A 23,138-nucleotide genomic window follows, 5' to 3' on the forward strand; every position below is an offset into this window, starting at 1 on the left:
TGAAACCGCAACAGCGATTGAAAGGCTAAGGAGCAGGGAATGACACCGGAAGCCATCTCAGCACTTGAACTGACAAGAATTGCTTTAGAATTCGTCAGATTTACCAACACTTTCTGGGGCGTGATAGCCACAGTGACGATTGCTTTACTGGGCTGGGTGTTTGGCAGCAACAAGAAGTGGGTCTTGATCCAGCGGGTGGCCACATCGGTTGCCTATGGATTGATCGCTTGCATTAATTGCCTGGCACAGTTGCGTTTCAATGGTTTGATTAATGCCTCTATTGCGGATTTGAAAGCGATGTCGGCGTCCCACCCTGAAATTGCAAACCTTCATGCACAACTCGTACATTTAGGCACGCTGGATGACGAGGTCATCGTGTTGATTTATGCCGTCATTGCCACAGCAGTGATTGTGATCACGCTCAGACAGAACCAGTTTGCCCATCAAGGCTGAGTCGCGATTTTGGCAAAGGACGCTAAAGCAAGCTCAATTTTCTGGATGACATCTTCACAACCTTCAATTTGGTGGCGGGCAACCAGATATTGCGGGTCGTTATACATGAGCCAGACCATGCCAAACTCATCCTGGCTGACCAGCATTTTCTGGGGGAGATCGAGTGCAACGCTTTGGGCGCAGACCATGAGTGGCGACCCGACTCTTGGATTCCCAAAGATGAGCAGGATGGTTGGCCGCAGGTGAATTCCCGCTTTTCTGGCCCCGGCAGCGTGGTCGATGCGAGCAAACACAGTCATGCCTTTCGACTTTAAGGCTGTTTCCAGCCGCTCAACAGTGGATGCCACCGAATGCGCACTTTTTAGCCGAATCAAGCCATTCTCCTGAGCGATTGCAGCAAGAGGAAAGCTCATCATGAGCACTAATGCAAGGGTAATGAATTTCATATTGCGTCCTGACTGTCGCATAAAGAGGGCACCAAAGTAATCATAAGCCTAGTGTGCTTCTGATCTGATGACAAACCTGAGCCGAGAGGCTGACAAGGAAAAAGGAAGGATGATGATTCATCGAAAAGGGTGTCTGATACGCTCAGTTGCGTGGTTGTCTGGCGTGTTCATTTCCGCGGGCGTTGCTGCGCAAAATGACGCTTTTCATTTAAAAGTGACTGAAATCTCTGCTCAGGAATTTCAGCAATATCAAGGGCAGGCACCTTCCTATAAGCAACCTGAACTGAAAAAGGTGACCGATTATCAGGCAACGCAAAAAGAACTCGGGAATCGGTTCAGCCTGAATGAAACGCTGGTGATTCAGGACTCCCTTGGGGAAGTGGTACGAGAAGAATCCTATTTTGAGGATGAATGTCAGTTTAATGCTTATTATCCGGTTGAAGAGATCATCTTTTTCACCTGCGGCCATGAAGCTGATACGTTGATTTCTCTTCAGACTGGCGAGGATTTACGCGGAAATCCGGAGCGAGCTGTTTATTCTCCGAATCATCAATACAGGTACATTGATGATTACAATGGGCAAGATAGTGAGCACTTTCTCCAGAAAAAGGTTGATCAGGAATGGGTGGATGTTTACGGGCATCATGAAAATGAAACTATGACGTTGTGGTGGGCAACCGAATTGACCTGGCTCAACGAGCAATCTTTTATTTTTAAGAAACCTTCCAATTCAGATTCAACATTGACCGAGTATTATCACGCGAAGTTTTGATCGAACTCATCCAATCCGCAGGGACAGGTGCGTCAGGGAAGACCACGACATGCAAGATGAAACCATCACGGATATTCTCCGGTTCTGGCCGAAAATATCGGGTGTGCAATCAGTGCACCCGGTTGCTTTGGGGGCAACCAATCGGATTTATCATGTAGCGGGTACAGAAAACTATTTTCTGAAACAGTATCAAACGCAAGATGCGGCTAAGGTGCAACGGGAGCATCAGGTGATATCACACTTATCGCAAATTCTGCCTGAAGTGATTGCACCAATGCCGACACAAACTGGGGCCGGGGAGCGTTTCGTTCAGGTTCATGGGGATCTGTATGCATTATTTCCCCAGGCAACGGGTCAACTGATTCCAACGGCGCAGCTGACCTGTCGGCATGCCAGTGCAGCGGGGAAGATGCTGGGTCGACTGCATCACTGTTTGCGGGACTATCCGGCCGAAGGGTTCCCGACAATCCCATTAGAATGGGACAACCAGCAATGGTGTCAGCGGTTGGAGCGGGTCATTGCCTTGATTCAGGCACAATCTGTGTTGCAGCAAGTCGATCACTGGGCGCTTCGCCGTGCAACCCAGCAAAAGCAATTTCTTCAGTGTACAGGACCGGTTTCGTCGTATCAGCCGCACTCACGTTTTCAGCTGATCCATGGGGATTACCATCAATACAATGTGTTTTTCGGTTTGGACAGTCAGGTTACTGGCATCATTGATTGGGATTTATTGATGCAAATGCCACCTGGTTACGAGGTGGCGCGTGCCTGTACCTATTTGTTTCAGATGCGTGTGAAGGAAAGTCTCTGTTTGATTCAAGCCTATTTGAAAGAGAACCCACTCACCGATGATGAACTACTGGACGGTGCCAACTGTTGGGGCATTTTTGCTGACCGCCATCTCTGGCCTCTGGAAGCCGTTTATCTTCATCAGAATCTTGCTGCGGCGAAGTTCATCCCGCAGCAGGATTTCGAACCCTGGGAGGCCCGCTGGCGGCCGGTTGAAACAATACTCAGAGCACACAGTATTGATGAGAGATAATTGAGGAGGAAAGGGTTTGGCAACCGAAAATGATCTCGTCGATTTACCCATTCAGCAGCAATGGGTCAACAGTGCGATTCAGGCGTTTGCGCCGGAATCTGATGTGGTCGCAGCAGTCCTAGTGGGGTCGCTTGCGAGTGGCAAAGGCGATCGGGTGTCGGATGCAGATGTACTTGTGTTTACGCAGCACGGTTTTCATCGCCGCAGTGGGCCTTGTTACCAGAGGTTTGAAACCGATAAAGATATTTTTTATCAGCTGGCTGGTGAACATCAGGGCAACGCCTGCTTCAAAAAGTATATTTTTGGCGATTTAACCAGCGCAGAAATCCATTGTGTTGATCTCACTGAGCCTTTCGAACTCTCTCAACCCTGTAAAATCCTCTTTGATAAGACAGGTATTGTTCTGACGAAAATGTCAGATAAGCCTGCACCAAGCCATGAAAATTTTCCGGTTTATACTCAAGGAGATGATGGCTTGATTTGGGAACTGTTTGACTGCATCAAATGGCTGAGCCGTGGCAATACAGCTCTGGCGAAAGATTACTTAAAGAAGCTGAGCGAGCAATTTTAAAGACGCCAGCAGCGCTCATCTGAGTTCTTGATCAAGGACTCAGGACAATCCGAAAACCTGAGAATGGGGAGCACAATCATGGAAACGATTTTCATCACCGGCGCGTCGCGGGGCATTGGTCTGGCGCTGACCCAAGCGTTTCTGTCAAGGGGGATAAAGTGATCGCGACCTATCGTGGTCAGCTTAGTCCTGCACTGGAAGATTTATCCAGTTCAGCAAATTTATATCTGCACCCGCTGGAAGTGACCGATGAGAAGGCGGTACAGTCATTCGCGGCTTCCATTGCGGATCATATCGATGTGCTGATCAACAATGCGGGTGTGATTGGACCGGAAGACCAGAGTCTGACCCAAGTGACAGAGAAAGACTGGCTGGAAACTTTTGCGGTGAATACCATTGCACCGCTGAGCATCAGCCGCGCATTCTTACCGCATCTGAAACGTTCTGAACGCCCGCGGATTGTGACCATTTCCAGCATGATGGGATCGCTCAGTGATGAAGGGACGGGCATGTATGCTTACCGGAGTTCAAAAGCTGCGGTCAACAAAGTGATGCAGGTGCTGTCACTGGAATTACGCGAGGATGGAATTACGGTGTGTCCTGTTCATCCGGGCTGGGTGCAAACAGACATGGGCGGTGCTAATGCGGAAATCACCCCACAAGCCAGTGTGGCTGGCATCATTGCGCTGGTGGATAAACTCACGCTGGACATGAGCGGTCAGTTTTACACCTGGGAAGGGAAAGAGCACCCTTGGTAATGATTGTGTGCGCTATGCAGTCAATTGACATTGTGACTGCCCGGTACACTGGCAAGGATTGAGAAAGCGACTTTACTGAAGTCAGTCAGGTCGTTTTTGAATGTGAAAACTGTCATTGGATCTTGTTCAGGAGTGTTGCGATGAACTCTCTTTTTCGTGCCGGACATAATATTGCCATGAAAATTCCAACTCACGAATACGCCCAAACCGTATCGTTTTACCGGGATGTTCTGGCTTTGCCCGAAATTGAAAGGGCGCAGGAAAGCGATACACCACGATTTCAGTTCGGGGATAAAGTGCTCTGGCTGGATAATGTTCCGGGCATCAGTCAGGCTGAAATCTGGCTTGAAATCGTGACACATGATCTGCACGCCGCCGCAGATTATCTGCAAAACAATCAAGTCATCCGGCGAGATGAAATCGAAGCCTTGCCTGAAGGATTTGCAGCCTTCTGGGTTGCAAATCCTGCCAACATCATTCATTTGGTTTCTCAGTCAGATGGCTAGCAGAGAGCGAGCACGGGTTTTTCGACTCGCTTGAAAGCGCGGGTCGTTGCAGGCATGATGCTTCTTTTCAGTTTTGGAGCAAACGCTCATGGTTGTCTGGCCTGCAATCCTCAAATACGACGGTGACCCAGAATTGTTTTATCTGCCGGCTCTGCAAAGCTGGCAGGAAGATGAAGATTTACACTTACTGGGATTTCAGCCGGAAGACCGATTGATTGATTCGGCGGGGCAGGTCTTTGCGATGCACTGGAAAAAAGGGCGGCCTGTTGAGTTGGTGAAAGCAGTTGCAGAGATTCCCCTGACGGAACTGTGTGAGATGATTCAGTCTCACCAGTCCAGTCAGGGGGCATGTTGCGCTGCAAAAGTCAGTTTCCGAACCACGGCTGAAGCCATCCGTGCCGTTGGCATCACTTGCCAGATGGCTCAGGCAGAATGATTATTCCCAGCCAAAGACGGCATCGAAGGTCTGACAGTTACTGACCAGCGATTCCGTACCTTCAAGATAGAGTTGCTGTTCGGCGGAGACAGGATAAGTCAGCCATTCAGAACACTGTGCGCTCTGACCATTGCCAATCACCAGTTTGCTGCCTGGGGTTAATTCACAGCGGGTCATTTTGTCCAGCGGCGACCATTGATAGCAGATTTCATAACCCTCCCGATACTGGGCAACTTTGCCGTTTGGCTGGCTGGTCGCCCACCAGGCACCAAACTGACTGTTTGGGTTGGTGCTGTTCCAGGCGCGGTAAATGGTCAGCGCTTCGCCATCTTTTACTTCATACACCTGTCCCTGACACAGCTTGCCTTGATTGGGTTCGCCGATGGCGTTGGTCAGTAAAGCGGGATCATCGACGGCAACTAATTTGCTGGCCCATGCAGCAGGGGGCTGTGTGGTTCCGATACACTGGCTGGTATCCAGAATGGTTTGTGTTGCCTGCGCAGCACTCGCCTGAGGGTTGGTGCTTTCCATCGTCGATGTACAGGCCGTTAAACTCAGTGTGGCAAAGATAACCGTGGTGAACGAGAGGTTTGTTTTCATCGCTGTTCCTTGTGAGGGTCTGATTTCCTTATGAATCTATTATCGTATCGGAATGTGGCCTTTTGACATGGCGTCGATTGCAAACCTGACTTTTGGGAAGCAGTTAACAATTTTCATGTAAGGCGCAAAATAGAGGGGATAACCAAAGAAAACCGGAACCTGAGGTTCCGGTTGAGAATGTGAGGAGCAGAAGATCAGGCGCTGGATTTATTTCCGGGCATTCGCTTGTTTTTTTGCATCAGTCACCGGGGTTGTTGCTGATGCAGTGCCTGATTTATGACCTGCAGCGCTGACTGTACCGCTCGGTGTTGTTTTATCCGTATTTGCAGCTTCGGCTGCTTTTAAAGGCGTTGGCGCAGGTGTTGCGGACTTTTGGTTTTCTGTTGATGCTGACTCGCCTTTCGCTGAAGTTTCTTTGTCGATGGTCACGACTTTTTCTTCATCTGCCGGATGGGTTTGACCCAGGAAGCAGCCACCACGTTCAATACAGATGTCGTTGGTGTAAATCACACCTTTGGCTTTACCTTTCTCCAGAATTTCGATGCTGTCGGCATGGCAGGCACCTTCGTGAAGACCGTTGATCACTACTTTGTTGGCATAGATCTCACCAGAAACGCGTCCGGTTGCACTGATAGACAACGTCATTTCAGTACGGATACGACCTTCAACGTAGCCATCCACCTGGATGTTGCCGCTTAATTCGATATCCCCTTTGAAGGAACAGCCTTGTGCAATGATAGTTGCAGTTGAGTGCTTGCCTGTGCTTCCAGCACTTTTACTAAAGAGTCCCATTGGATGCTCCTCTCATGGTTAAACAGATAGTCAAAGTTATCGGGCCCCCATTTCATAAAGTATTGAGGGTTTAACGCCCGACCCAGAAAACGAACCTCATAGTGGAGATGGGGGCCAGTTGAGGTACCACTGTTGCCGGATAGCGCAATTAAGTCGCCTTTCCGGACGAAATCCCCGGTTTTGACTTTGAACTTATGCAAATGTGCGTACAAAGTCATGAATCCATAGCCGTGGTCAACTTTCAGCAAGTTGCCATAGCCTTTCTTACTTGGACGAACCATTTCGATGACCCCATCTGCCGGAGCATAAACAGGTGTCCCCGTACTGGTGCTCAGATCGATCCCGAGGTGGCGACGTTTATTGCCATACACCGGGTGGTTCCTTGAGCCATAGCTGGAGGAAATCCGGCGATAATCTATCGGCGCGCCATTGGGGATCACTTTGAGCATGGCGACACGTACGGCAGAGTTGAGTGCAGCAGTATCCAGCCGTGTATCCAGCGGCTGTTCCCCTTCACTTTCAATGCCCAGTACGTTTTCCAGCTCATTCACCCGACCAGAAATCTGTTCCAGTTCGTAGCGTCGGTCTGCCAGATTCTGCTCGAGAGACTGTCGGTCGCTCTCCAGACTCTGGATTTCCTCCTTGAGCTCATTGGCGTGACGGCTGATCTGAGTCTTTTCCTGCTGTGACTGATCAACAGCACTCCACAGGTATTTGATGGAAAACGCCATCACGACCACAGAAACCATGAACACCAAAAACGTTGCCAGCAGGTTTCGTCTTAAATATTTTCCTAACTGAAAATGGTAAGAACCATTTATCGTTGATATCGAGATTGTGAGTTGATCTTTCATTTCGCTAAGCTCATTCGCTTTCTCTAATGCTTAGGCGACAAGCTGGTGGCAGGATTAACCTATATCAGGAAAGGGTGATGTAAATTTGTGCTCCCTGCCATGCATCATGCAATCTTTGTCCCTTCAAGCGATCAAAAAGAAAAAATACAGAAACAGAATAAAAGCCAGAAGAATGGCGGCCAGCGTCGGATAAATGATGTAGAAATCCCCGCTGCGTCTTGCCCGTTTAAAGCACAGGTAAGCCAACAGTCCGTTGTATCCAAACAACAGAAAACTGATGGTCGTCCCTGCATTTAACGTCATACTGTCCATGCGCAGCAGAAAATGACTGAGCAGGAAATAATCCAGAACAATCAGCCACAGGAATAACTTTTGCAGTCCATCTGGTCGGCGTTCGCGCGGAATCGCGGCAGAAGAAGATGCAGTTTTTTTCATCGGTAAACTTCGCTCATCGTGAACAGCCGGCAAAGAAAGTCTTTGCCGGCATCAGGCTTAAGAGTTTTTGACGAAATCCTGTCGAATCACAGGCTGGTTAAATTCAGCATGCTCACGGGCTTGCTGGACTGCCGGGCCATCCTCTACCTTTGATGGTCCTTTGAACAGGGTTTCCACCATACGGGCGGCAGATGTGGTCAGAACAAAGAGTTCAATCCGACGGTTCTCACTGGCATCCGGTTCATTCGGATTCAGTGGGGCCCGATCCGCCATGCCGGCAACCTGCAACACATGATTTTCAGGGGCTCCTCCGGCAATCAGGGTCTGGCGGGCAACATTGGCTCGTGACGCAGACAATTCCCAGTTGGATTTTTCACTGCGATTGCGGTTAAAGCGAACCGCATCCGTATGTCCGCTGATGATCAGCGGGTTTTGGATTTTGTGAAAAATCGGCGCCAGTTCAAGCAGTAAGTCCTCAAAGAAAGGCGTCAGTTCGCTGCTGCCACGATGAAACATGTTCTGCCGATAATCATCTTGCAGAACGATTCGCAGCCCCTGCGGAGTGACATCAACATGCACATTGCCTTCGGCAGAGGCTTGCTTTGCCAGTTCTTCTACAACTTTTGCTAAAACTTTCAGTTGTTCCTGTGTGTCATACGTCCCTGAACCAGCGATTCAGTGTATTGGCCGTCGCCATTGCCATCATAGAAAGAGGTGACGGTCATGGCTGCGTCGTGTGAGCTTAAATCAGACGCCTCACCCCCGAAATCAATCGGGGACATGCTGCTGGAACTGTCAAACGGGTTGCCGACGCCTTGGTCAAACAGGCTTGCACTGTTCATGTAAGCCACAATCGCCTTACGCTCTGACTGATCGACAATGGCTAGAATCCAGAGCACCAGAAACAGAGCCATCAGGGCGATCATAAAGTCGGCAAAAGCCACTTTCCACGCACCCCCATGGCCGACATCATGCTCATTGCGCCGTGCGCGTTTAATGATGATCTGATCGTGCCGTTGCATTATGCCTCCTGCTCAGACAGCCATTTTTCCATGTCATTGAAACTTGGTTTGATGTCCAGCTGAATATGTTTACGGCCTGCGTCAATCGCCAGCAAAGTTGGTTTTTTCGCGACGTAAGCAACCAATGTGGCACGAACACACTCGAATGCTGTCATATCACGTTTTACACGCTGAGAAATCGCATTACTGGCCGGGTCCAGCACACAGTAACAACCAAAAATACCCAGGAAAGTACCCACCAGTGCGGCGGCAACTTTGTATCCAATTTCAGCGATTGAACCATCAATGAACTGCATGGTGATGATGATGCCCATCACGGCAGCCAGAATCCCGAAACCGGGCAGGGCTTCAGCAGTGCGGTGCAGAGAACGGGAAGGCAGCAGCAGGTCGTCTTCAATCGCCATGATTTCCTGCTCCAGCAGGGCTTCCAGTTCATGGGGAGACATCTGACCCATGGCCATCAGGCGCAGGTTATCGGTAATAAAGGCAATCAGATGATGGTCTTCTTTGATCAGCGGATAACGCTCGAAGAGCTCACTGTTCTGCGGATCTTCGATGTGGCTGTCGAGTGATTTGAAACCACCGTTGCGGATCGTTTCCAGCAGCAGTTGCATCAGCCCCATCAGCTGCATGTAATATTCCTGCTCATTTTTCCGAGGCTTCATAATCTGGCGTAACTGAATCCGCATCTCACGAATCACGTGGGGTGGGTTACCGATGATGATTGAGCCCAGTGCTGCACCGGTGATAATGAGAATCTCAGCAGGCTGCCAGATGGCCATCAGCGTACCACCGGCCCAGAGATAACCGCCGAATACGCAGAGAAGAATGACGATTGCGCCGGTAAATTTTTGCATTTGAATTTGCTCCTGTCAGCAAAGATATTGGTTCAGTTGTTTCAGGGCCTGCTTGTGAAGCTGGCACACGCGTGGCGGTGTCAGGTTGAGCACCAGTGCAATTTCGTGCAGGTTCATATCATGTTGATAGAACAGCGTCAGTAAGAGTTGCTCCCGTGGTTTGAGCTTTGCCAGCGCGACGGTGAGCGTGCGACGAATATGTTCATGACGGACAGATTCACCGCCATCGTTGGTCATGGAAAAGTCGTTGCCGCTTTCGAGCAGTTGATCCAGGCTCTGCATTTCGCTGGCCATTGAGGCATTCAGGCGTTGCAGATAGTCGGCCTGATCCGTGCCAAGCGCTTCGATGATTTCCGCTTCGTTGGGTTGTCGGCCGAGTTTTTTCATTAAATCCCGGGTGACGTCATTGAGCTCGTGTGCCTGCTGGCGGGTCTGACGTGAGCGCCAGTCAAGGCGGCGCAATTCATCCAGAATCGAACCACGAATCCGGCAGACTGCAAAAGAAGGGAAGTTTGGATCTTCAACATTGCCATAACGACGACCGGCTTCCAGCAGACCCATTAGCCCGATTTGCTGCATATCTTCCAGACTGCAATGGGTACTGACATGGCTGCGGAGCTGGTTCACGACACGCTTCACAAGGATCAGGTGGTCACGAATGAGCTTATCTTCGTTGATGACCGGGCTGTTACGCCCGGTATCTTGCTCTTTCTCGTAATGTTCAGTCGGGTTGATATCAAGCATAGTCGCCTCACTGAATCACATATTTGGTCAGCAATACGTTGTCGATAGCGTGGGCGTAACGGGTTTTGTCAAAAGCTTCTAACAGCGTGCTCTTGACTTCATCCTGAAGCTCATCAATCGTGCGATCGTTTTGCAGCTGTTCGTAAGTTTTGTTGCTGAACAGCTTCAGCAGAGAATTGCGGACAACCGGCATGTAATTATCAATCCCTTCAATCGCTTCCGGACGACGGGTTTCCAGAGCCAGCTCCATCATGATGAAGTGCGTTTGACGTTCACCTTTCACAGACAGCACCAGTTTCTCCAACGGGTGGAAAATAGGATCGATGTTTTGCGGTTGAGAGAAGGGAAGTCTTAAATTTCCACCGCCATCGCCATGGTAACTTTTGACGTACCAAAGTGTGCCGCCGACGCTGGCCGCAGCCACCAGAATGCTGGTGATGAGCATGATGATAATGATCAAGACGAGGTTACGATGGGTTTTTTGCTGAGTCATGAAAATAGCTCCTCATCAGGCTCTGGTTGACAGCCAATGGCCTGAATCTGTTGTAGTTATCTGGTTGTCATCGGATGTTTGATTCGCAAAGATGACGGGTTGTGAGTCTTGATCTGCATGTTCCTGCTGCTGCCCCTGACGACCGTCGCCGACGTTGACATCCACATGAACAAAATTTTGATCCTGCAATTCAGCGCGAAGGCGCTCCGATACCTGCACCAGTGCATCACGGACAGCCGTCTGGTTGGCATGAATCTGAACACTGAGGCGATCACCATCCAAACGAACAGTGAGATCCAGTTTGCCCAGTTCCGGCGGATCCAGACGAATACGTGCTTCCTGAAGATTCTGGCTGGCCTGAAGTTGTACTCTGTCCTGAAGCACTTGCATCATTTGCTCGCCCCATTTGCCCTGCTGGCCCTGTGGCAGTTTGACACTGGCCCATTCAATCGGGTTTGCGGCTGAAGCTGCCTGAGCAGGGGCTGTTTGGGTATGTGATGCGCTTGCTGGGATATCAGCGGCCAGATTGTTCATCAGGGTTTGCAGCGCGGGCGAGCTGTTGGCAGCCCGGTTTTCCTGCATACCTGGGAAAGCACTGTCCTGCACTGAAGCTGGCTGGCTGCGCTGCCCAATGGATGAAAGACGCTCATTCGTTGCAGCCGTTGTCATCAGGCTGTCAGAGGACGTTGCCTGAGAGCCCGTTTGGCTTTGCTGAGAACCAAGATTCCCCATGGCTGCAACAGATGCAGCGCCTGCAGCCATGCCACTCACAGATTGAGCCTGCGTGCTGGCTGCCTGAGCCGACACGGTCCCGAGCTGTTTTTCAGCCTGGGCAAGCAGATTCGCGATAATGTCGGCGGCGACGGCAGGGGTCAGAGATTCTGCTGTCGGTGCCTGTTCCGTACTTTCTCCGCTGAAAGAGGCCTCAGTTGTGGCTTCTTTGTCGGTGGCGTGTTTCGTCAGCGCCTGACCTTGCTCAGAGGCAGTGGTGTTTGATTGCAAGGTGTCTGTGAAGCTGGAAGCTTTGTCACCATTTGCCGGCTTCACTGCACCACTCTTCATGTCGCTTTGTTCACTGCTGCTTTGAGTGAGTTTGGAGTGCGAGACGATAGTATTCATTAAAGCTCCATGTTCATGGCCATCTGATAGGCCAGAAGTCCTTCTTTGCCTTCACTGACGGCATTCATATCTTGTTGTAATTTATCTCTTTGTGCTTTCACTGCACTGACCGCAGCAAGGTGGCTGCGCTTCAGGTGAGTCAGCGCTTGAATCTGTGCTTCACTCAATGTGAATTGCTGCAAATTCAGTAAGACCTTTTGCAAGGTTTGATCAAGCTGCTGCAGGCGTTTCCAATCCTGACCCGCAACAGCGCGATCAATGTTTTGCACCAGGTTCTGCAATTGCGTCACCGTGATCTCAGCCATGCTGACCAAACCCTTCCCAACCTTCACGGATATTGGTCATCACGTTTTCTACCGTATCGAGATGCTCTGTTTTATTTTGCGAACTCGCTTTAAAGAGTTCGCCAATGCAAAACTCGTACAGGTCGTGCAGATTGGCAGCCAGCTCACCACCTGCTTCGATATCCAGTGCACTGTCGAGACCAATCAGAATATTCATGCATTTACTGATGCTTTTTCCTTTGGCTTCGAGACGCTTGGCTTCAATGTGACCTTTGACCCGGACGAGTTCATCCAGCAGGCCATCAATCAACATCAGCACCAGCTGATGGGGGTTTGCAGAAGCGGCCTGAGCATCCAGATCAACGCTTTGATAAGAATCAAAGCCCGAGTTTTGCATTAGCATGGGGAACTCCTTAAATTGAGAACAGACCGTTTGTCTGGTTCATTTGGGTCATTAACTGATTCATTTGAGTAAATTGAGCCAGATAGCGGTCATAAGACATTTTGTATTTGCGGTCCAGCGAAGCCAGTTTGTCGTCAACACGGCTAATGTTCTGCTGCAGGCTGTCTTTACGGCTTTTGAAGACACCGTCGGAGAAAGACAGATATGGTTTAACCGTCGCTTCCAGCGAGTCAAACAACTGATCTGTACCGTTAAACATTTCATTCAAGGCTGCTGGATCGGCTGCCTGTGCTTCCTCAAACTTCTTGTTATCAATGGATAACTTGCCGGTGCGGTCAATGCTGACACCAACAGAGTAAAGGCTTTTATCGCCGTAAGTTTTGCGGAACAGGGTGCTGATTTGGTTTTCCAGCGAGCGGATGGTCCCGTCACCGGCTAACACGCCACGTTTTTCATCTTCAGAACCGACTTTGGTGTACTTGTCGATTTCAGACATCAGGGCATTGTAAGATTCCACCAGCTTATTCAGCTGTTCTTTGGTGGCTTCTTTATCCGCACCGACCGAGATACCAATAGGCTGATCACCACTTGTCTGAGCCTTGGTGACGGTTAGGTCAACGCCATCAATCACACCTTCAAAGGTGTTGGAAGCGTTGGTCAACTTCATGCCAGTCCCTTCCGCACCCAGCCAGATCACCGCATCTTTTGGGGTGCTGATATCAGTGCCACTGGCAAAGGCCGTTTCAAATGCGGCATCACCAGTCCCGGAGACATTCACCGAAACGGTATTGGCAACGCCGGTTTCTTTACCAGCCAGCATGAAGTGCGTTTCACCGTTGGCGCGAACCAGTGTTGCATTCACGCCAGGGTTGTTTTCATCATTGTTGATGGCATTGGTCAGCTCCTGCAGTGTGGTGGTGCCATCACTGTCGGTATCAATTGTGGCCAGATCCAGATTCAGCGTTTTGCCGTCCATGGTGATCATCATGGTACCGACAGCCGGAATCGCTGTATCTGCTGTGGTGCCAGCGCCCAGGTCAATCCCCATCTGATGCGAAGTGGCCACCTGCTCAACAAACACCTGATATTCGCCAGCCAACGCTTTGGCGTTTACATTGGCTGAAATATTGCCTTCCTGTGAAAATGTTGCGCCATTTTTGACAACACTATCGTTCAGGCCATTCATATCTTCGACTGCGGTACGGAATGTACGCAGTGCGGACTCAATCTTGCCGTAAGCAGTAATCTGGCCCTGAAACTTATCTGTTTGTGCCTGATAACGTTTCTGGAAAGGCTGTACCTCATAGGTCGCCAGATTTTGCGCCATACTGATCGGATCAATGGAACTCATGGAAAAACTCCTTTATTTATTGCTACTAAAGCAAGTAGCGTGCCATTGGTTTATCTTGCTGAAATTAAGGGAATTTATCTGTATTAACTCCGATTGGCGGAAACGGGGTTTCCGATCAGGTTTCCGCTTTTTCTTCCGGTTATCGGCAAAGACTTCCTTGGGGGAAAATCGCAGCACCGGTTGCGTTGATAGATATCCCTGGAGGTTGTTCATCATCGCTGTCGCAGTGATGCAACTTCCATAGTGTTAGGGCGGCATATTGGGAAGGGGCATTAATACCAATCGCAGTAAATAACTGGTCATCCTAGCTTGCTAAAATGTTTGATAACTGCGTTAGATTTTTTGATTGTAGAATAACTACTTATCTAAAAAATCCGCCTTGTTCTCAAACATTTTTCCGGCGCTATTTCTGATCATTGACTTACTTTGATTGGTATAAGGTATGCAGGCTGCATTGTCGGCAGGGATAGACATAAAAAAACCGGACACCCTGAGGTCTCCGGTCGATTTTTGTTCTGAATTAAGCCCAGGGCTTTTCTCTGGCATTCACAGTTTATTGAGTGGAAGCTTTTAGTGTCACACCATTGAATTGAGAATAGCCATTGAGCAGGATGGAGTAGGTTCCTGGTGTTGCACCTGAGAAAGTACAGACTTCGTTATTCCCGTAGCGGTATGGCCGGCAATCCCAGTTTTGTTTGGTGGCCTCAGAACCAAAAGACACATAAAGATCGACATCTCCGGTCCCGCCACTGGTGCTGATTTGTAAGGTTTTCTGTGCTGGTAGTTCGAAGCTGTAGCGCACTTCACTGCCAGCAACACCAGATAAACCTGTGACAGGAACGCCATCTTTCAGCACATGACCGCCCGGAGGCGGTGGGGTTCCGCCGGTTGCATTGGCCATTTCAATTGCATAGGCCAGGCCCAGTTTGGTGAATTTTGTGGCATGAGCGCCAGTTGGATCGGAATTGGCCAGTGTGTCATGCGGGGTATGGATCATTGGATTGTAATCATTGAACTTCGCTTCAAAAGGCATGGCTGCAGAGAAACCGGCTTTATGCCAGGAAGCATGATCGGAACAGGCATAACCGCAGCGGTCGAAACCATACGTTAGGCTTGGCAGGTATTCGTCCACCAGCCGGGTCAGGAAAGTCGTCAGGTTACTGTCGGTATAATCAGTAATGAACACGATATCTTCCGCAGAACCCTGATAGTTCGTCATATCCAGTTGCAGGGCGGAAACCACATTTTTCCCTTCAGACTGATACTGATTCGCCAGATCCTGAGAGCCACGCAGGCCGACTTCCTCAGCCGCATACGCCATAAAGGCAATACTGCGTTTCGGCTGGAAGTTGTTTTCTGATAACACCCGGATAATTTCCGTCACGCTGGCAATCCCGGACGCATCATCGTCAGCCCCTGGTGCAACACTATTCTCGCCGGTGTGAGAACCAATGGTGGAATCCAGATGCCCGCCAAGGACAATCCACTCATCGGGCTTTTCTGAGCCAGTGATCGTCAGAACGACAGATTTCTGGTTATAACCGTAATGAGAAACCTGCTGAACACTGGCATTGGGCAGGGAGGCTGTGAGTGAGCGCCATTCGTTTGCGAGCCAGTCAGATGCCTGTGCACCAGAAGTTGTTGTATAAAAACGGTTGATGAAACTGGTCAGCGAGGTGATGGTGCCGGTAATGGCAGATGGACTAATCTGTGGCAGCCAGGCGTTCACGGTATCCTGTTGCGAAATATCCGGAATCGGAAAGGCGGCCAGCGATTGTGGCATGGTGCTGGCTGCGATCGCGCTTTCAGCCGTGTTGTGCACCATATAGCCGCCACAACGGTGATGATCTTCATGCATATGGTGAGATAATTCTGCCAATTGTTTGTAATTGACCTGACCTACCCAGGCTTGTCCTGCGCTGGCAAGTGATTCCGGCAGCACGGAACGGGCATTGGATTGCATCACAGATTTCAGCGTGTGCGTCGCATCGGAACCGATAGAGATCCACACTTTCTGATCTTCATTGGCATAAGCCTGTGAACAGAGTGCCGAAATAATCAGCGCCAGTGCCGTTGTTGTGTTTTTCATTCTTTTCTCCCTGTTGTGTTTTTGTTAAATCAACAAAACTTAAGTCAGAACAGAGAAAAAGCGAATTTTTCCTTTGACATCAATGTGTAATGACAGGTTGTCACAAGTCTATCAATAGGGGGTGAGGGCCGAAGATTTACCTTCATCGTTGTGATGAAATGCTTAATCAGTGCGAAAATTCAGATTGATATACAGATAAGTTCCGAAAGGTTAGTGTAAAAAATGGGATGAAGAAAATGATCCTGAGTTTCATTTTTGCGAGCGACTGCGAATTAAGCGTGGGGTATTTCTGGGTGACGAAGGGGTGAATCAAAGAGGATGCTTTCGTGATTACTGATTCATTTTCGTGAGCAATCACAGGTATCTGATTTTGTCGTGTGGTTTGTCACCTGGAGAATGAAAAAAAGCCCCGTAAACGGGGCTTTCCAATGGAGTGTCTATCTGTATGCTAATCCGGGGATTAACGCAGCAGTGACATTGCCATGCCAGACAGCTGGTTGGTTTGAGACAGTACGTTTGTACCGGCTTGCATCAGCATCTGGTTCTTCGTCATGTTTGAAGTTTCTACAGCGAAGTCGGTATCAGTGATACGGCCTTTCGCAGCAGTGGTGTTCTCAACCATGTTACCCAGGTTAGTGATGGTGTGTTCCAGACGGTTGATGTTCGCACCCAGTGCTGCACGAGCGCCACCGATAGTGTCCAGAGAAGCAGTGATTGCATCCATTGCCAGGCGAGCGTTACCTTGGTTCGCTGCAACAGTTGCACCAGTGTCACCGAAAGTTGCCAGAGAAGCAATTGTACCACCAGCTTGCAGAGCAGTCACTGCTGCGCCAACTTTACCGTCGATAGAAGCTGCGAAGTCCAGCTGCTCAGCAGAAGAACCACCGATTTGCAGAACGATACCGCCGCCCTTCACACCAGCTGCGTCAAACACAGTCTCGCCAGCATACTTGGTGTTTGCCATTACGCTGCCCAGCTCGTTGGTCAGTTCAGTGAATTCTGCGTACAGTGCTTCCTGGTCGTTTACAGAGTTCGTACCGTTCGCAGCCTGAGTTGCCAGGTCGTTCATGCGGTACAGGATGTTTGCTGTTTCGTCCAGTGCACCTTCAACAGTTTGCATCATGGAGATGCCGTCTTGTGAGTTGCGCATTGCAACTGACATGCCACGAGTTTGTGCTTCCAGGCGGCTAGAGATTTGCAGACCCGCTGCATCGTCAGCAGCAGAGTTGATGCGGTAGCCAGTCGCCAGACGCTCCATGGCTTTGTTCAGCATGTTACCTGTGCCGTTCAGCGTGTTTTGCGTAACCAGAGATGCGTAGTTGGTGTGCATTGATAGAGCCATGAAAGTTCTCCTTTGTTTTACATCTTTTATATCGTTAAAACTGCCACACAAGCTTGTATGTTGTTCCGTGTGGCCGTCATTCCTACTCGCTAATATGAGGCGGAAGATGCTCTGAGAACATTAATCATGAAAAACAAAAAATTGTTATTTAGGGATGTTTTTATGCCTCTGGGGTAAGGGTGGGTGGTGTTTTATTTCTTATTATTCAGTAATTTAAGGTTATTATTTAATGCTAAAATAAATGAGGTTTTTTTTTGAGAAAAACGAAAAAAGCCTCCCTTCGGAGGCTTTCGAATATCGGCTCACTGGTATGATGAGCTGAATAAAGCGGCTTTTTTTGTTCTGCTCTGAAATTAAAATTAGCGCAGAAGTGACATGGCCATACCAGACAGCTGATTCGTCTGAGACAGTACATTTGTGCCAGCTTGCATCAACATCTGATTTTTTGTCATGTTTGATGTTTCCACAGCAAAATCAGTATCCATGATCCGGCCTTTCGCAGCATCGGTATTTTCAACCATATTGCCCAGGTTCGTAATGGTGTGTTCCAGACGGTTGATGTTTGCACCCATTGCGGCACGTGCACCACCCAGAGTGTCCAGGGTTCCCTGAATTGCGGTCATTGCTTTGTGGGCTTCAGCCTGGTTCTCCGCAACGGTTTTGCCTGTATCACCGAAAGAAACCAGTGCACCCAGCGTTCCGCCTGCTTTCAGCGATGTGTGTGCTGCGGTCACCGCGGTATCAATTTTTGCAAAGCTCAGGGTTTCCGCGGTTGAGCCACCAATTTGCAGTGTCAGACCACCGGTTTTAATCCCCTTGTCGCTAAACAGTGCTTCACCGGCAAATTTAGTGTTTGCAATGATGCTGCCCAGCTCGGATGTTAATTCAGTAAATTCGGCTTGAAGTGCAGACTGGTCATTCACGCTGTTCGTACCATTCGCTGCTTGTGTTGCCAGATCGTTCATACGGTACAGAATGTTGGTGGCTTCATCAAAAGCACCTTCTGCCGTTTGCAGCATGGAAATACCATCCTGAGAGTTTCGCATTGCCACAGACATGCCACGGCTTTGCGCCTGAAGGCGGCTGGCGATTTGGAGGCCGGCTGCATCATCCGCCGCAGAGTTGATCCGGTAACCCGTGGCCAGACGTTCCATTGCCGTGTTCAGCATATTACCTGTGCCATTCAGTGTGTTCTGAGTGACCAGAGACGCGTAATTGGTATGCATAGATAGAGCCATGAGATTTCTCCTTTGTGCATTCAAGGTGGAATGCGATTGTTGTGTTCTTCGTTGTGGAGGATTCCTCCGTTCATGGTGATTAGGCGGTTTCGATCTGGCGTAAATTAATGTTTTTGGTTTGTTTTTCGGTGTATTCTTCTGTGAAATTAATATTTGTAGTGATAGATCTTGAAGGGGATGATTCTAGACCTGGACATGTGTACAAAAATTTTTTTGAGTATCGTGAATGATCATCGGGTATGAAGTGTTACGTATGACTCAAAATTAGTGCCCTGACTTTAATGTGATTCTCTTCGCATTTTTGTTTTTGTACATCGAGATGACAGATGAATCACTCTGATTTTCACACGGATCAGACGAGCGGAAACCCAGTGAGGCTAGAATCGTTCCAATCAGAACAGGCGGGTAAATCCAGCTTTGGCACTGAATTCATCTCACGCGCGAAGGAGCGGGGTAGGGCAATACCAATCGCAGTCAATCACGGGCTATCCCAGCTCGTTAAAATGTTTGATACTGCGTTCGATTTTTTGATTGTAGAATCATGACTTATCTGAAAAATCTGCCTTGTTCTCAAACATTTTTCCTGCGCTATTTCTGATCATTGACTGACTTTGATTGCTTTCACCCGGCATTCAAGAGCAGCGATCAGCGACTGCTGGTTGACAGGAGCCCCCGAAAAGTGGCGATCATCGCCTGTGTCTGGAAGGTGATTGTTATCTTAAATTCGATGTAGCGTGATGGCGTCTTATAGGAGGTAAAATCTGCTTGATTTTAAAGACTGACGCCATCGTCGTTTGTTAGTTACCGAGCGCTGGAGGTAGAATTAGTAGTGATAGCGACATGAAATAATCGTAATCGCTTGATGATCAACTGCGTAAACTAGCCGATTTGTATCATCAATACGGCGCGACCAAAAACCAGATAAGTTCTCCTTTAAGGGCTCGGGCTTACCAATCCCTTCAAATGGTGAACGCTTTACATCGTTGATTAATTTATTTATTCGCTTCAGTGTCTTTTTGTCTTGGGTTTGCCAGTATAGGTAGTCACCCCAAGCTTCATCAGTCCATGTTAGTAAACGTTGGCTATGACTCATCAATCAGGTCTCGTGTTGTTGTTTGACCAGCACGATACTGCGCTATTGAACGATTCAGGTGCTCTGCATTTTCAGGAGAGCGAAGCAGGTGCACTGTTTCCATCAGACTATTGTAATAATCCAGTGACATCACCACTGCATCTTCTGAATCTCTGCGTGTGATAACCGTTGTGTCAGCATCGTTCACGACACCATCGAGCACGGCTTTTAGGCTATTTCTAGCTTCAGTAAAAGATACGATTTTCATAGAACCTCCACACGTACATTTAGTGGAACAAGTATAGTGCTTGAAATTACACATGTACAGTCAATGGTACATATTAACCGCTCAAGTAGCGAACGCCTGCTTGAATCGCAGACTATGCACAAAATCAGTCATCTCACGCACGAAGGCGCGTGGCAGGGCCATACCAATCGCAGTCAATCATGACTGACTTACTTTGATGGGATAAGGCGGCGCTGTATTGCAAAGATGGGGGTTCCCTCATGCTGACTTGTCTTCATGAGGGAGAGAGACCCAGTGAACGGCTTACTTGACGACTTTCAGCTTACGCGGGGCAGCAAACGAGGTGGGGATGTCGCTGATGTAGCCAAAATAATAGCCAGCACCCAGACGGCGGAAGCGGATTAAATCGTGTTGCGTCGCGATGCGGCCCGCCACAAAATCCACTTCATGCTGTTTGAGAAAGCGAATCACAGGTAACAAGCCTTGCTTGAAGGTTGTGTCCTCGTTGACCTGAGCGATTTTGATCGCCATGGGCGGATAAACTTCGAGCAAAGGCAGATAAGGCGTTGGCAGCCGGATATCTAACCAGAACATCGGACAGACATCACTGAGCCAACTGAGTAATTGTTTCAGTTTAGGCTGATCTAAATCGGGCTGGAACAGTTGAATACAGGGAACAATTTCCCGCATCGCCTTACCGTGGTGTTCATAGAGTGCCGATAAAAACGTATGCCCCGGCTCCCAGTTCAGCAGGGTTTCCGCCTGCAAAGGAACCACCAATGGGTTGATCAGACTGGTGTGAATGGTTTCCTGCTGGAATTGAATATGCCGGATGGCCAGCAGTAAACCAAACAGATCCAGTGCATAGCGCATTTCATCCGATAAATTGAAGCGGTAAACACTTTGCTCACTGTTGCTGCCGAATCGTAACGTCAGATGCTGAAAGGAAACGGCATTGGTTTCCGTATGTCGGATGGGCTGACAGGCATGTCGAATGTCATTGTACTGCATGGCTTCAAGGAGGATGAAGTCATCCGGAGTTTGGGCTGCCTGAATCAGCAGCCCTTTTGCATGCTCGCCAAGGGCGGCATCGGTAAACAGCTTAGCCAAGGTTTCCTACCACGTTAATTTGCTTATGCTCTGGAATCTCATTATATGATAAGACGGCCAGACCCTGCGCAAATGTACGTGCATAACGTGACAGAAGTGGGCGAAGTTGCGGCATCACCAACAGAACGGGTGGCATGTTTTGTTGCTTCAGCTGCTGTTTCACCAGCGGCAGGTTTTGCTGGAACTGCTGCAGGATGTTCGGTTCCACCGGGAAACTGTCGAGCATCACCTGACCATTCGACTGTGCTTGCTGGAGTGATTGCAGCAGAATCTGCTCCAGATCATCGGCCAGCGTATAGACATTTAAATCTTTGCGATCACCATTGATCAGATTTACCAGTGTCCGGCGCAGGCTGCAACGCACATCGGCTGCCAGCAGAATCGGGTCTTTGGTGTTCTCCGTGCTGTCGAGCATCGTATTGGCGATGGTGCGGATATCTTTCAGCGGCACCTGATCCTGCAGCAACTGACGGAACACTTTCAGTTGTTGCGCCGGTGCCATGACGTTCCCCAGCGCTTCCGCCAGTTTCGGTGCCTGTGCAGACAGACGCTGCATCATGTTTTCCACGTCATCGTGTGTGAACAGTTCTGCCAGATTATTTTTCATGATCTTGCTCAGGTGCGTTGCAATGACGGTTGCATCATCAATCACCTGATAACCCATGTTCAGGGCTTTCGCTTTATCCCGGGGCTCAATCCACACGGCAGGCAGCTGATAGGCCGGGTCGGTTCCCAGAATGCCATCAATATCCCCATAAGTTTCGCCGACCGCAATAGCCATCAGGCGATCCGGCTCAATTTCGCCCTGTTCGATGATCTCGCCATGGACGGCAATGGTGTACTGATTCGGGCGAAGGCTCAGGTTGTCCTGAATACTGACTTCAGGTAACAAGTAGCCCACCTGCTCAGACAATGTTTTGCGGATCCCGCGGATGCGCTGAGAGAGTGGGGCGCCTTGATCTTTATTGACCAGATGAACCAGACGGAAACCAAGCTGCAGCGACAGACTGTGAATGTGCGGAATGTCATCCCAGGCAAGTGTCTGCTCACTTTCACGGCGCATGGCATGACCCAGTTGTTCAACCTGATCCAACTGATGATCATGCGTGGGAGACTTCGACTGTCGCCAGCCCGCGTAAGCAAGAACCCCGGCAAAGGCATAAAATGCCAGATGCGGCATACCCGGAACACTGCCGACAATGGCCATAATTGCAGCGGCGGTAAACAGCGTTGACGGTGTCGCCAGAAGCTGATTGCGCATGGACTCAGCCATGTCGTCATCGCTGTCGTTAATGCGCGTGACAATAATGGCCGCCGAGGTCGCCAGCAACAGAGATGGATCTGTGCAACCAGACCATCACCAATGGTCAGCAGGGCGAAGGTTTTGAACGCTTCGGCACCTGTCATGCCATATTCGAAGACGCCAATGCTGATACCGCCGATAATGTTGATAAACAGAATCAGCAGACCGGCGATCGCATCACCGCGGACAAATTTGGACGCACCGTCCATCGAACCATAGAAATCGGCCTCATTGGCGACGTCTTTCCGGCGTTGCTTTGCGCGCTCCTGGTCGATCAGACCTGCGTTCAGGTCGGCATCAATCGCCATTTGTTTGCCGGGCAGGGCATCCAGCGTGAATCGGGCTGCAACTTCAGAAATTCGTTCACCACCTTTGGTAATGACGACGAAGTTGATGATCATCAGAATCACGAAGACCACCATACCCACGACATAGTTACCGCCGATGACGACTTCACCGAAGGCCTGAATCACTTTACCTGCCGCGTCACCACCGTTATGGCCTTCAAGCAGAACCACCCGGGTTGAAGCCACGTTCAGTGTCAGTCGGAGCAGCGTAGCAACGAGAAGAATGGTCGGGAAAATCGAGAAATCCAGCGGCCGTTTTGCGGTTGTACTGACCAGCAGCACCATGATCGCCAGCACAATGTTGAAGGTAAACATCGCATCGAGCAGCATGGGCGGCAAAGGCAACATCACCATAGCCAGTATCATGAGCAGCGCAGCAGGAATACTGATCGTACTGCGCTTTAAATGGTTGAGTTGGGGTAGCCGGTTTAGCATGGGTTTGATCTCTCTCC

Annotated in this window: 25 protein-coding genes and 3 pseudogenes; 8 read left to right on the top strand and 20 right to left on the bottom strand. The window is 49.5% G+C overall.

What is annotated here, in order from left to right; all coding sequences use genetic code 11:
- Nucleotides 1-39: 39 nt before the first annotated feature.
- Nucleotides 40-453, top strand: a complete 414-nt coding sequence (locus KDD30_RS06060; RefSeq protein WP_211648124.1) for a hypothetical protein — start codon at nucleotides 40-42, stop codon at nucleotides 451-453.
- On the opposite strand, the gene KDD30_RS06065 is transcribed toward KDD30_RS06060, so the two are convergent.
- On the bottom strand, nucleotides 444-899 hold the full coding sequence (locus KDD30_RS06065) for a DUF302 domain-containing protein (RefSeq protein WP_211648126.1): 456 nt from the start codon (nucleotides 897-899) through the stop codon (nucleotides 444-446). The two genes, KDD30_RS06060 and KDD30_RS06065, sit on opposite strands and share 10 nt — an antisense overlap.
- Nucleotides 900-1,008: 109 nt before the next feature.
- Here KDD30_RS06065 and KDD30_RS06070 point away from each other — a divergent pair, with 109 nt between their 5' ends.
- The 6 genes from KDD30_RS06070 (at nucleotide 1,009) to KDD30_RS06095 (ending at nucleotide 4,984) form a co-directional block, all read left to right on the top strand.
- A complete protein-coding gene (locus KDD30_RS06070; protein ID WP_211648127.1) occupies nucleotides 1,009-1,671 on the top strand; it encodes a hypothetical protein in 663 nt (220 codons plus the stop codon).
- 49 nt (nucleotides 1,672-1,720) lie between these two features.
- Nucleotides 1,721-2,713 (top strand): phosphotransferase enzyme family protein, encoded by a 993-nt coding sequence (locus KDD30_RS06075; protein ID WP_211648134.1) that lies wholly within the window; start codon nucleotides 1,721-1,723, stop codon nucleotides 2,711-2,713.
- A 16-nt stretch (nucleotides 2,714-2,729) separates the two neighbouring features.
- Nucleotides 2,730-3,284 (top strand): nucleotidyltransferase domain-containing protein, encoded by a 555-nt coding sequence (locus KDD30_RS06080; RefSeq protein WP_211648136.1) that lies wholly within the window; start codon nucleotides 2,730-2,732, stop codon nucleotides 3,282-3,284.
- Between the two features lie 158 nt (nucleotides 3,285-3,442).
- Nucleotides 3,443-4,042 carry an SDR family oxidoreductase gene (locus tag KDD30_RS06085; RefSeq protein WP_249199212.1) on the top strand — a complete coding sequence of 200 codons (600 nt, stop codon included), beginning with the start codon at nucleotides 3,443-3,445 and terminating at the stop codon, nucleotides 4,040-4,042.
- A 140-nt stretch (nucleotides 4,043-4,182) separates the two neighbouring features.
- Nucleotides 4,183-4,548, top strand: a complete 366-nt coding sequence (locus KDD30_RS06090) for a VOC family protein (protein WP_211648138.1) — start codon at nucleotides 4,183-4,185, stop codon at nucleotides 4,546-4,548.
- 88 nt (nucleotides 4,549-4,636) lie between these two features.
- Nucleotides 4,637-4,984, top strand: a complete 348-nt coding sequence (locus KDD30_RS06095; protein ID WP_211648139.1) for a DUF4144 family protein — start codon at nucleotides 4,637-4,639, stop codon at nucleotides 4,982-4,984.
- Here KDD30_RS06095 and KDD30_RS24465 read toward each other — a convergent pair whose 3' ends face one another.
- The 15 genes and pseudogenes from KDD30_RS24465 to lafA (KDD30_RS06170) all read right to left on the bottom strand — a co-directional run bounded on the left by KDD30_RS24465 (nucleotide 4,985) and on the right by lafA (KDD30_RS06170) (nucleotide 18,607).
- Nucleotides 4,985-5,584, bottom strand: a complete 600-nt coding sequence (locus tag KDD30_RS24465) for a hypothetical protein (RefSeq protein WP_249199214.1) — start codon at nucleotides 5,582-5,584, stop codon at nucleotides 4,985-4,987.
- Nucleotides 5,585-5,791: 207 nt separating this feature from the next.
- Nucleotides 5,792-6,376, bottom strand: a complete 585-nt coding sequence (locus KDD30_RS06105; RefSeq protein WP_211648146.1) for a polymer-forming cytoskeletal protein — start codon at nucleotides 6,374-6,376, stop codon at nucleotides 5,792-5,794.
- Nucleotides 6,280-7,230 carry a peptidoglycan DD-metalloendopeptidase family protein gene (locus KDD30_RS06110; protein ID WP_211648148.1) on the bottom strand — a complete coding sequence of 317 codons (951 nt, stop codon included), beginning with the start codon at nucleotides 7,228-7,230 and terminating at the stop codon, nucleotides 6,280-6,282. The genes KDD30_RS06105 and KDD30_RS06110 overlap by 97 nt, the downstream gene beginning before the upstream one ends.
- 123 nt (nucleotides 7,231-7,353) lie before the next feature.
- Complete coding sequence (locus tag KDD30_RS06115; protein ID WP_211648150.1) at nucleotides 7,354-7,665, bottom strand: hypothetical protein; 312 nt, start codon at nucleotides 7,663-7,665, stop codon at nucleotides 7,354-7,356.
- Between the two features lie 57 nt (nucleotides 7,666-7,722).
- Nucleotides 7,723-8,687: pseudogene (locus tag KDD30_RS06120) on the bottom strand (flagellar motor protein MotB).
- Nucleotides 8,687-9,544 (bottom strand): flagellar motor stator protein MotA, encoded by an 858-nt coding sequence (gene motA, locus KDD30_RS06125; RefSeq protein WP_211648152.1) that lies wholly within the window; start codon nucleotides 9,542-9,544, stop codon nucleotides 8,687-8,689. Before motA ends, KDD30_RS06120 begins: the two are co-directional and overlap by 1 nt.
- 15 nt (nucleotides 9,545-9,559) lie before the next feature.
- On the bottom strand, nucleotides 9,560-10,288 hold the full coding sequence (locus KDD30_RS06130; RefSeq protein WP_211648154.1) for a FliA/WhiG family RNA polymerase sigma factor: 729 nt from the start codon (nucleotides 10,286-10,288) through the stop codon (nucleotides 9,560-9,562).
- Nucleotides 10,289-10,295: 7 nt separating this feature from the next.
- Nucleotides 10,296-10,781, bottom strand: coding sequence for a flagellar basal body-associated protein FliL (fliL, locus tag KDD30_RS06135; protein ID WP_211648156.1), 486 nt, complete (start codon nucleotides 10,779-10,781; stop codon nucleotides 10,296-10,298).
- 15 nt (nucleotides 10,782-10,796) lie between these two features.
- Entirely contained in the window at nucleotides 10,797-11,900 is a 1,104-nt protein-coding gene (locus tag KDD30_RS06140; RefSeq protein WP_249199216.1) for a flagellar hook-length control protein FliK, read from the bottom strand.
- Entirely contained in the window at nucleotides 11,900-12,205 is a 306-nt protein-coding gene (locus tag KDD30_RS06145; RefSeq protein WP_211648158.1) for a hypothetical protein, read from the bottom strand. The genes KDD30_RS06140 and KDD30_RS06145 overlap by 1 nt, the downstream gene beginning before the upstream one ends.
- Nucleotides 12,198-12,587: a flagellar export chaperone FliS gene (fliS, locus tag KDD30_RS06150; protein ID WP_211648159.1), complete on the bottom strand. Its 390-nt coding sequence runs from the start codon at nucleotides 12,585-12,587 to the stop codon at nucleotides 12,198-12,200. The genes KDD30_RS06145 and fliS overlap by 8 nt, the downstream gene beginning before the upstream one ends.
- A gap of 10 nt (nucleotides 12,588-12,597) precedes the next feature.
- Nucleotides 12,598-13,938: a flagellar filament capping protein FliD gene (gene fliD / locus KDD30_RS06155; protein ID WP_211648167.1), complete on the bottom strand. Its 1,341-nt coding sequence runs from the start codon at nucleotides 13,936-13,938 to the stop codon at nucleotides 12,598-12,600.
- Nucleotides 13,939-14,491: 553 nt separating this feature from the next.
- The gene (locus KDD30_RS06160) at nucleotides 14,492-16,027 is read right to left on the bottom strand and encodes a M28 family metallopeptidase (RefSeq protein WP_211648169.1); all 1,536 of its coding nucleotides are present in this window, start codon (nucleotides 16,025-16,027) and stop codon (nucleotides 14,492-14,494) included.
- Between the two features lie 460 nt (nucleotides 16,028-16,487).
- Nucleotides 16,488-17,369 (bottom strand): lateral flagellin LafA, encoded by an 882-nt coding sequence (gene lafA / locus KDD30_RS06165; protein ID WP_211648177.1) that lies wholly within the window; start codon nucleotides 17,367-17,369, stop codon nucleotides 16,488-16,490.
- 359 nt (nucleotides 17,370-17,728) lie between these two features.
- Entirely contained in the window at nucleotides 17,729-18,607 is an 879-nt protein-coding gene (lafA, locus tag KDD30_RS06170) for a lateral flagellin LafA (RefSeq protein ID WP_211648186.1), read from the bottom strand.
- Between the two features lie 622 nt (nucleotides 18,608-19,229).
- On the opposite strand from lafA (KDD30_RS06170), the pseudogene KDD30_RS24470 reads away from it, so the two are divergent.
- Nucleotides 19,230-19,340: pseudogene (locus KDD30_RS24470) on the top strand (IS110 family transposase); the annotation flags it as partial.
- A gap of 90 nt (nucleotides 19,341-19,430) precedes the next feature.
- Here KDD30_RS24470 and KDD30_RS06175 read toward each other — a convergent pair.
- The 4 genes and pseudogenes from KDD30_RS06175 to flhA all read right to left on the bottom strand — a co-directional run bounded on the left by KDD30_RS06175 (nucleotide 19,431) and on the right by flhA (nucleotide 23,121).
- Nucleotides 19,431-19,700, bottom strand: coding sequence for a Txe/YoeB family addiction module toxin (locus tag KDD30_RS06175; RefSeq protein WP_211648201.1), 270 nt, complete (start codon nucleotides 19,698-19,700; stop codon nucleotides 19,431-19,433).
- A complete protein-coding gene (locus tag KDD30_RS06180) occupies nucleotides 19,690-19,947 on the bottom strand; it encodes a type II toxin-antitoxin system Phd/YefM family antitoxin (RefSeq protein WP_211648209.1) in 258 nt (85 codons plus the stop codon). Before KDD30_RS06180 ends, KDD30_RS06175 begins: the two co-directional genes overlap by 11 nt.
- 282 nt (nucleotides 19,948-20,229) lie before the next feature.
- Nucleotides 20,230-21,036, bottom strand: a complete 807-nt coding sequence (locus tag KDD30_RS06185) for a hypothetical protein (protein WP_211648211.1) — start codon at nucleotides 21,034-21,036, stop codon at nucleotides 20,230-20,232.
- Nucleotides 21,029-23,121 (bottom strand): annotated as a pseudogene (gene flhA, locus KDD30_RS06190) (flagellar biosynthesis protein FlhA). The gene KDD30_RS06185 and the pseudogene flhA overlap by 8 nt, the downstream one beginning before the upstream one ends.
- Between the last annotated feature and the right edge of the window lie 17 nt (nucleotides 23,122-23,138).

This window comes from Photobacterium sp. GJ3 (assembly GCF_018199995.1).
In the GTDB taxonomy this organism is placed as follows: domain Bacteria; phylum Pseudomonadota; class Gammaproteobacteria; order Enterobacterales; family Vibrionaceae; genus Photobacterium.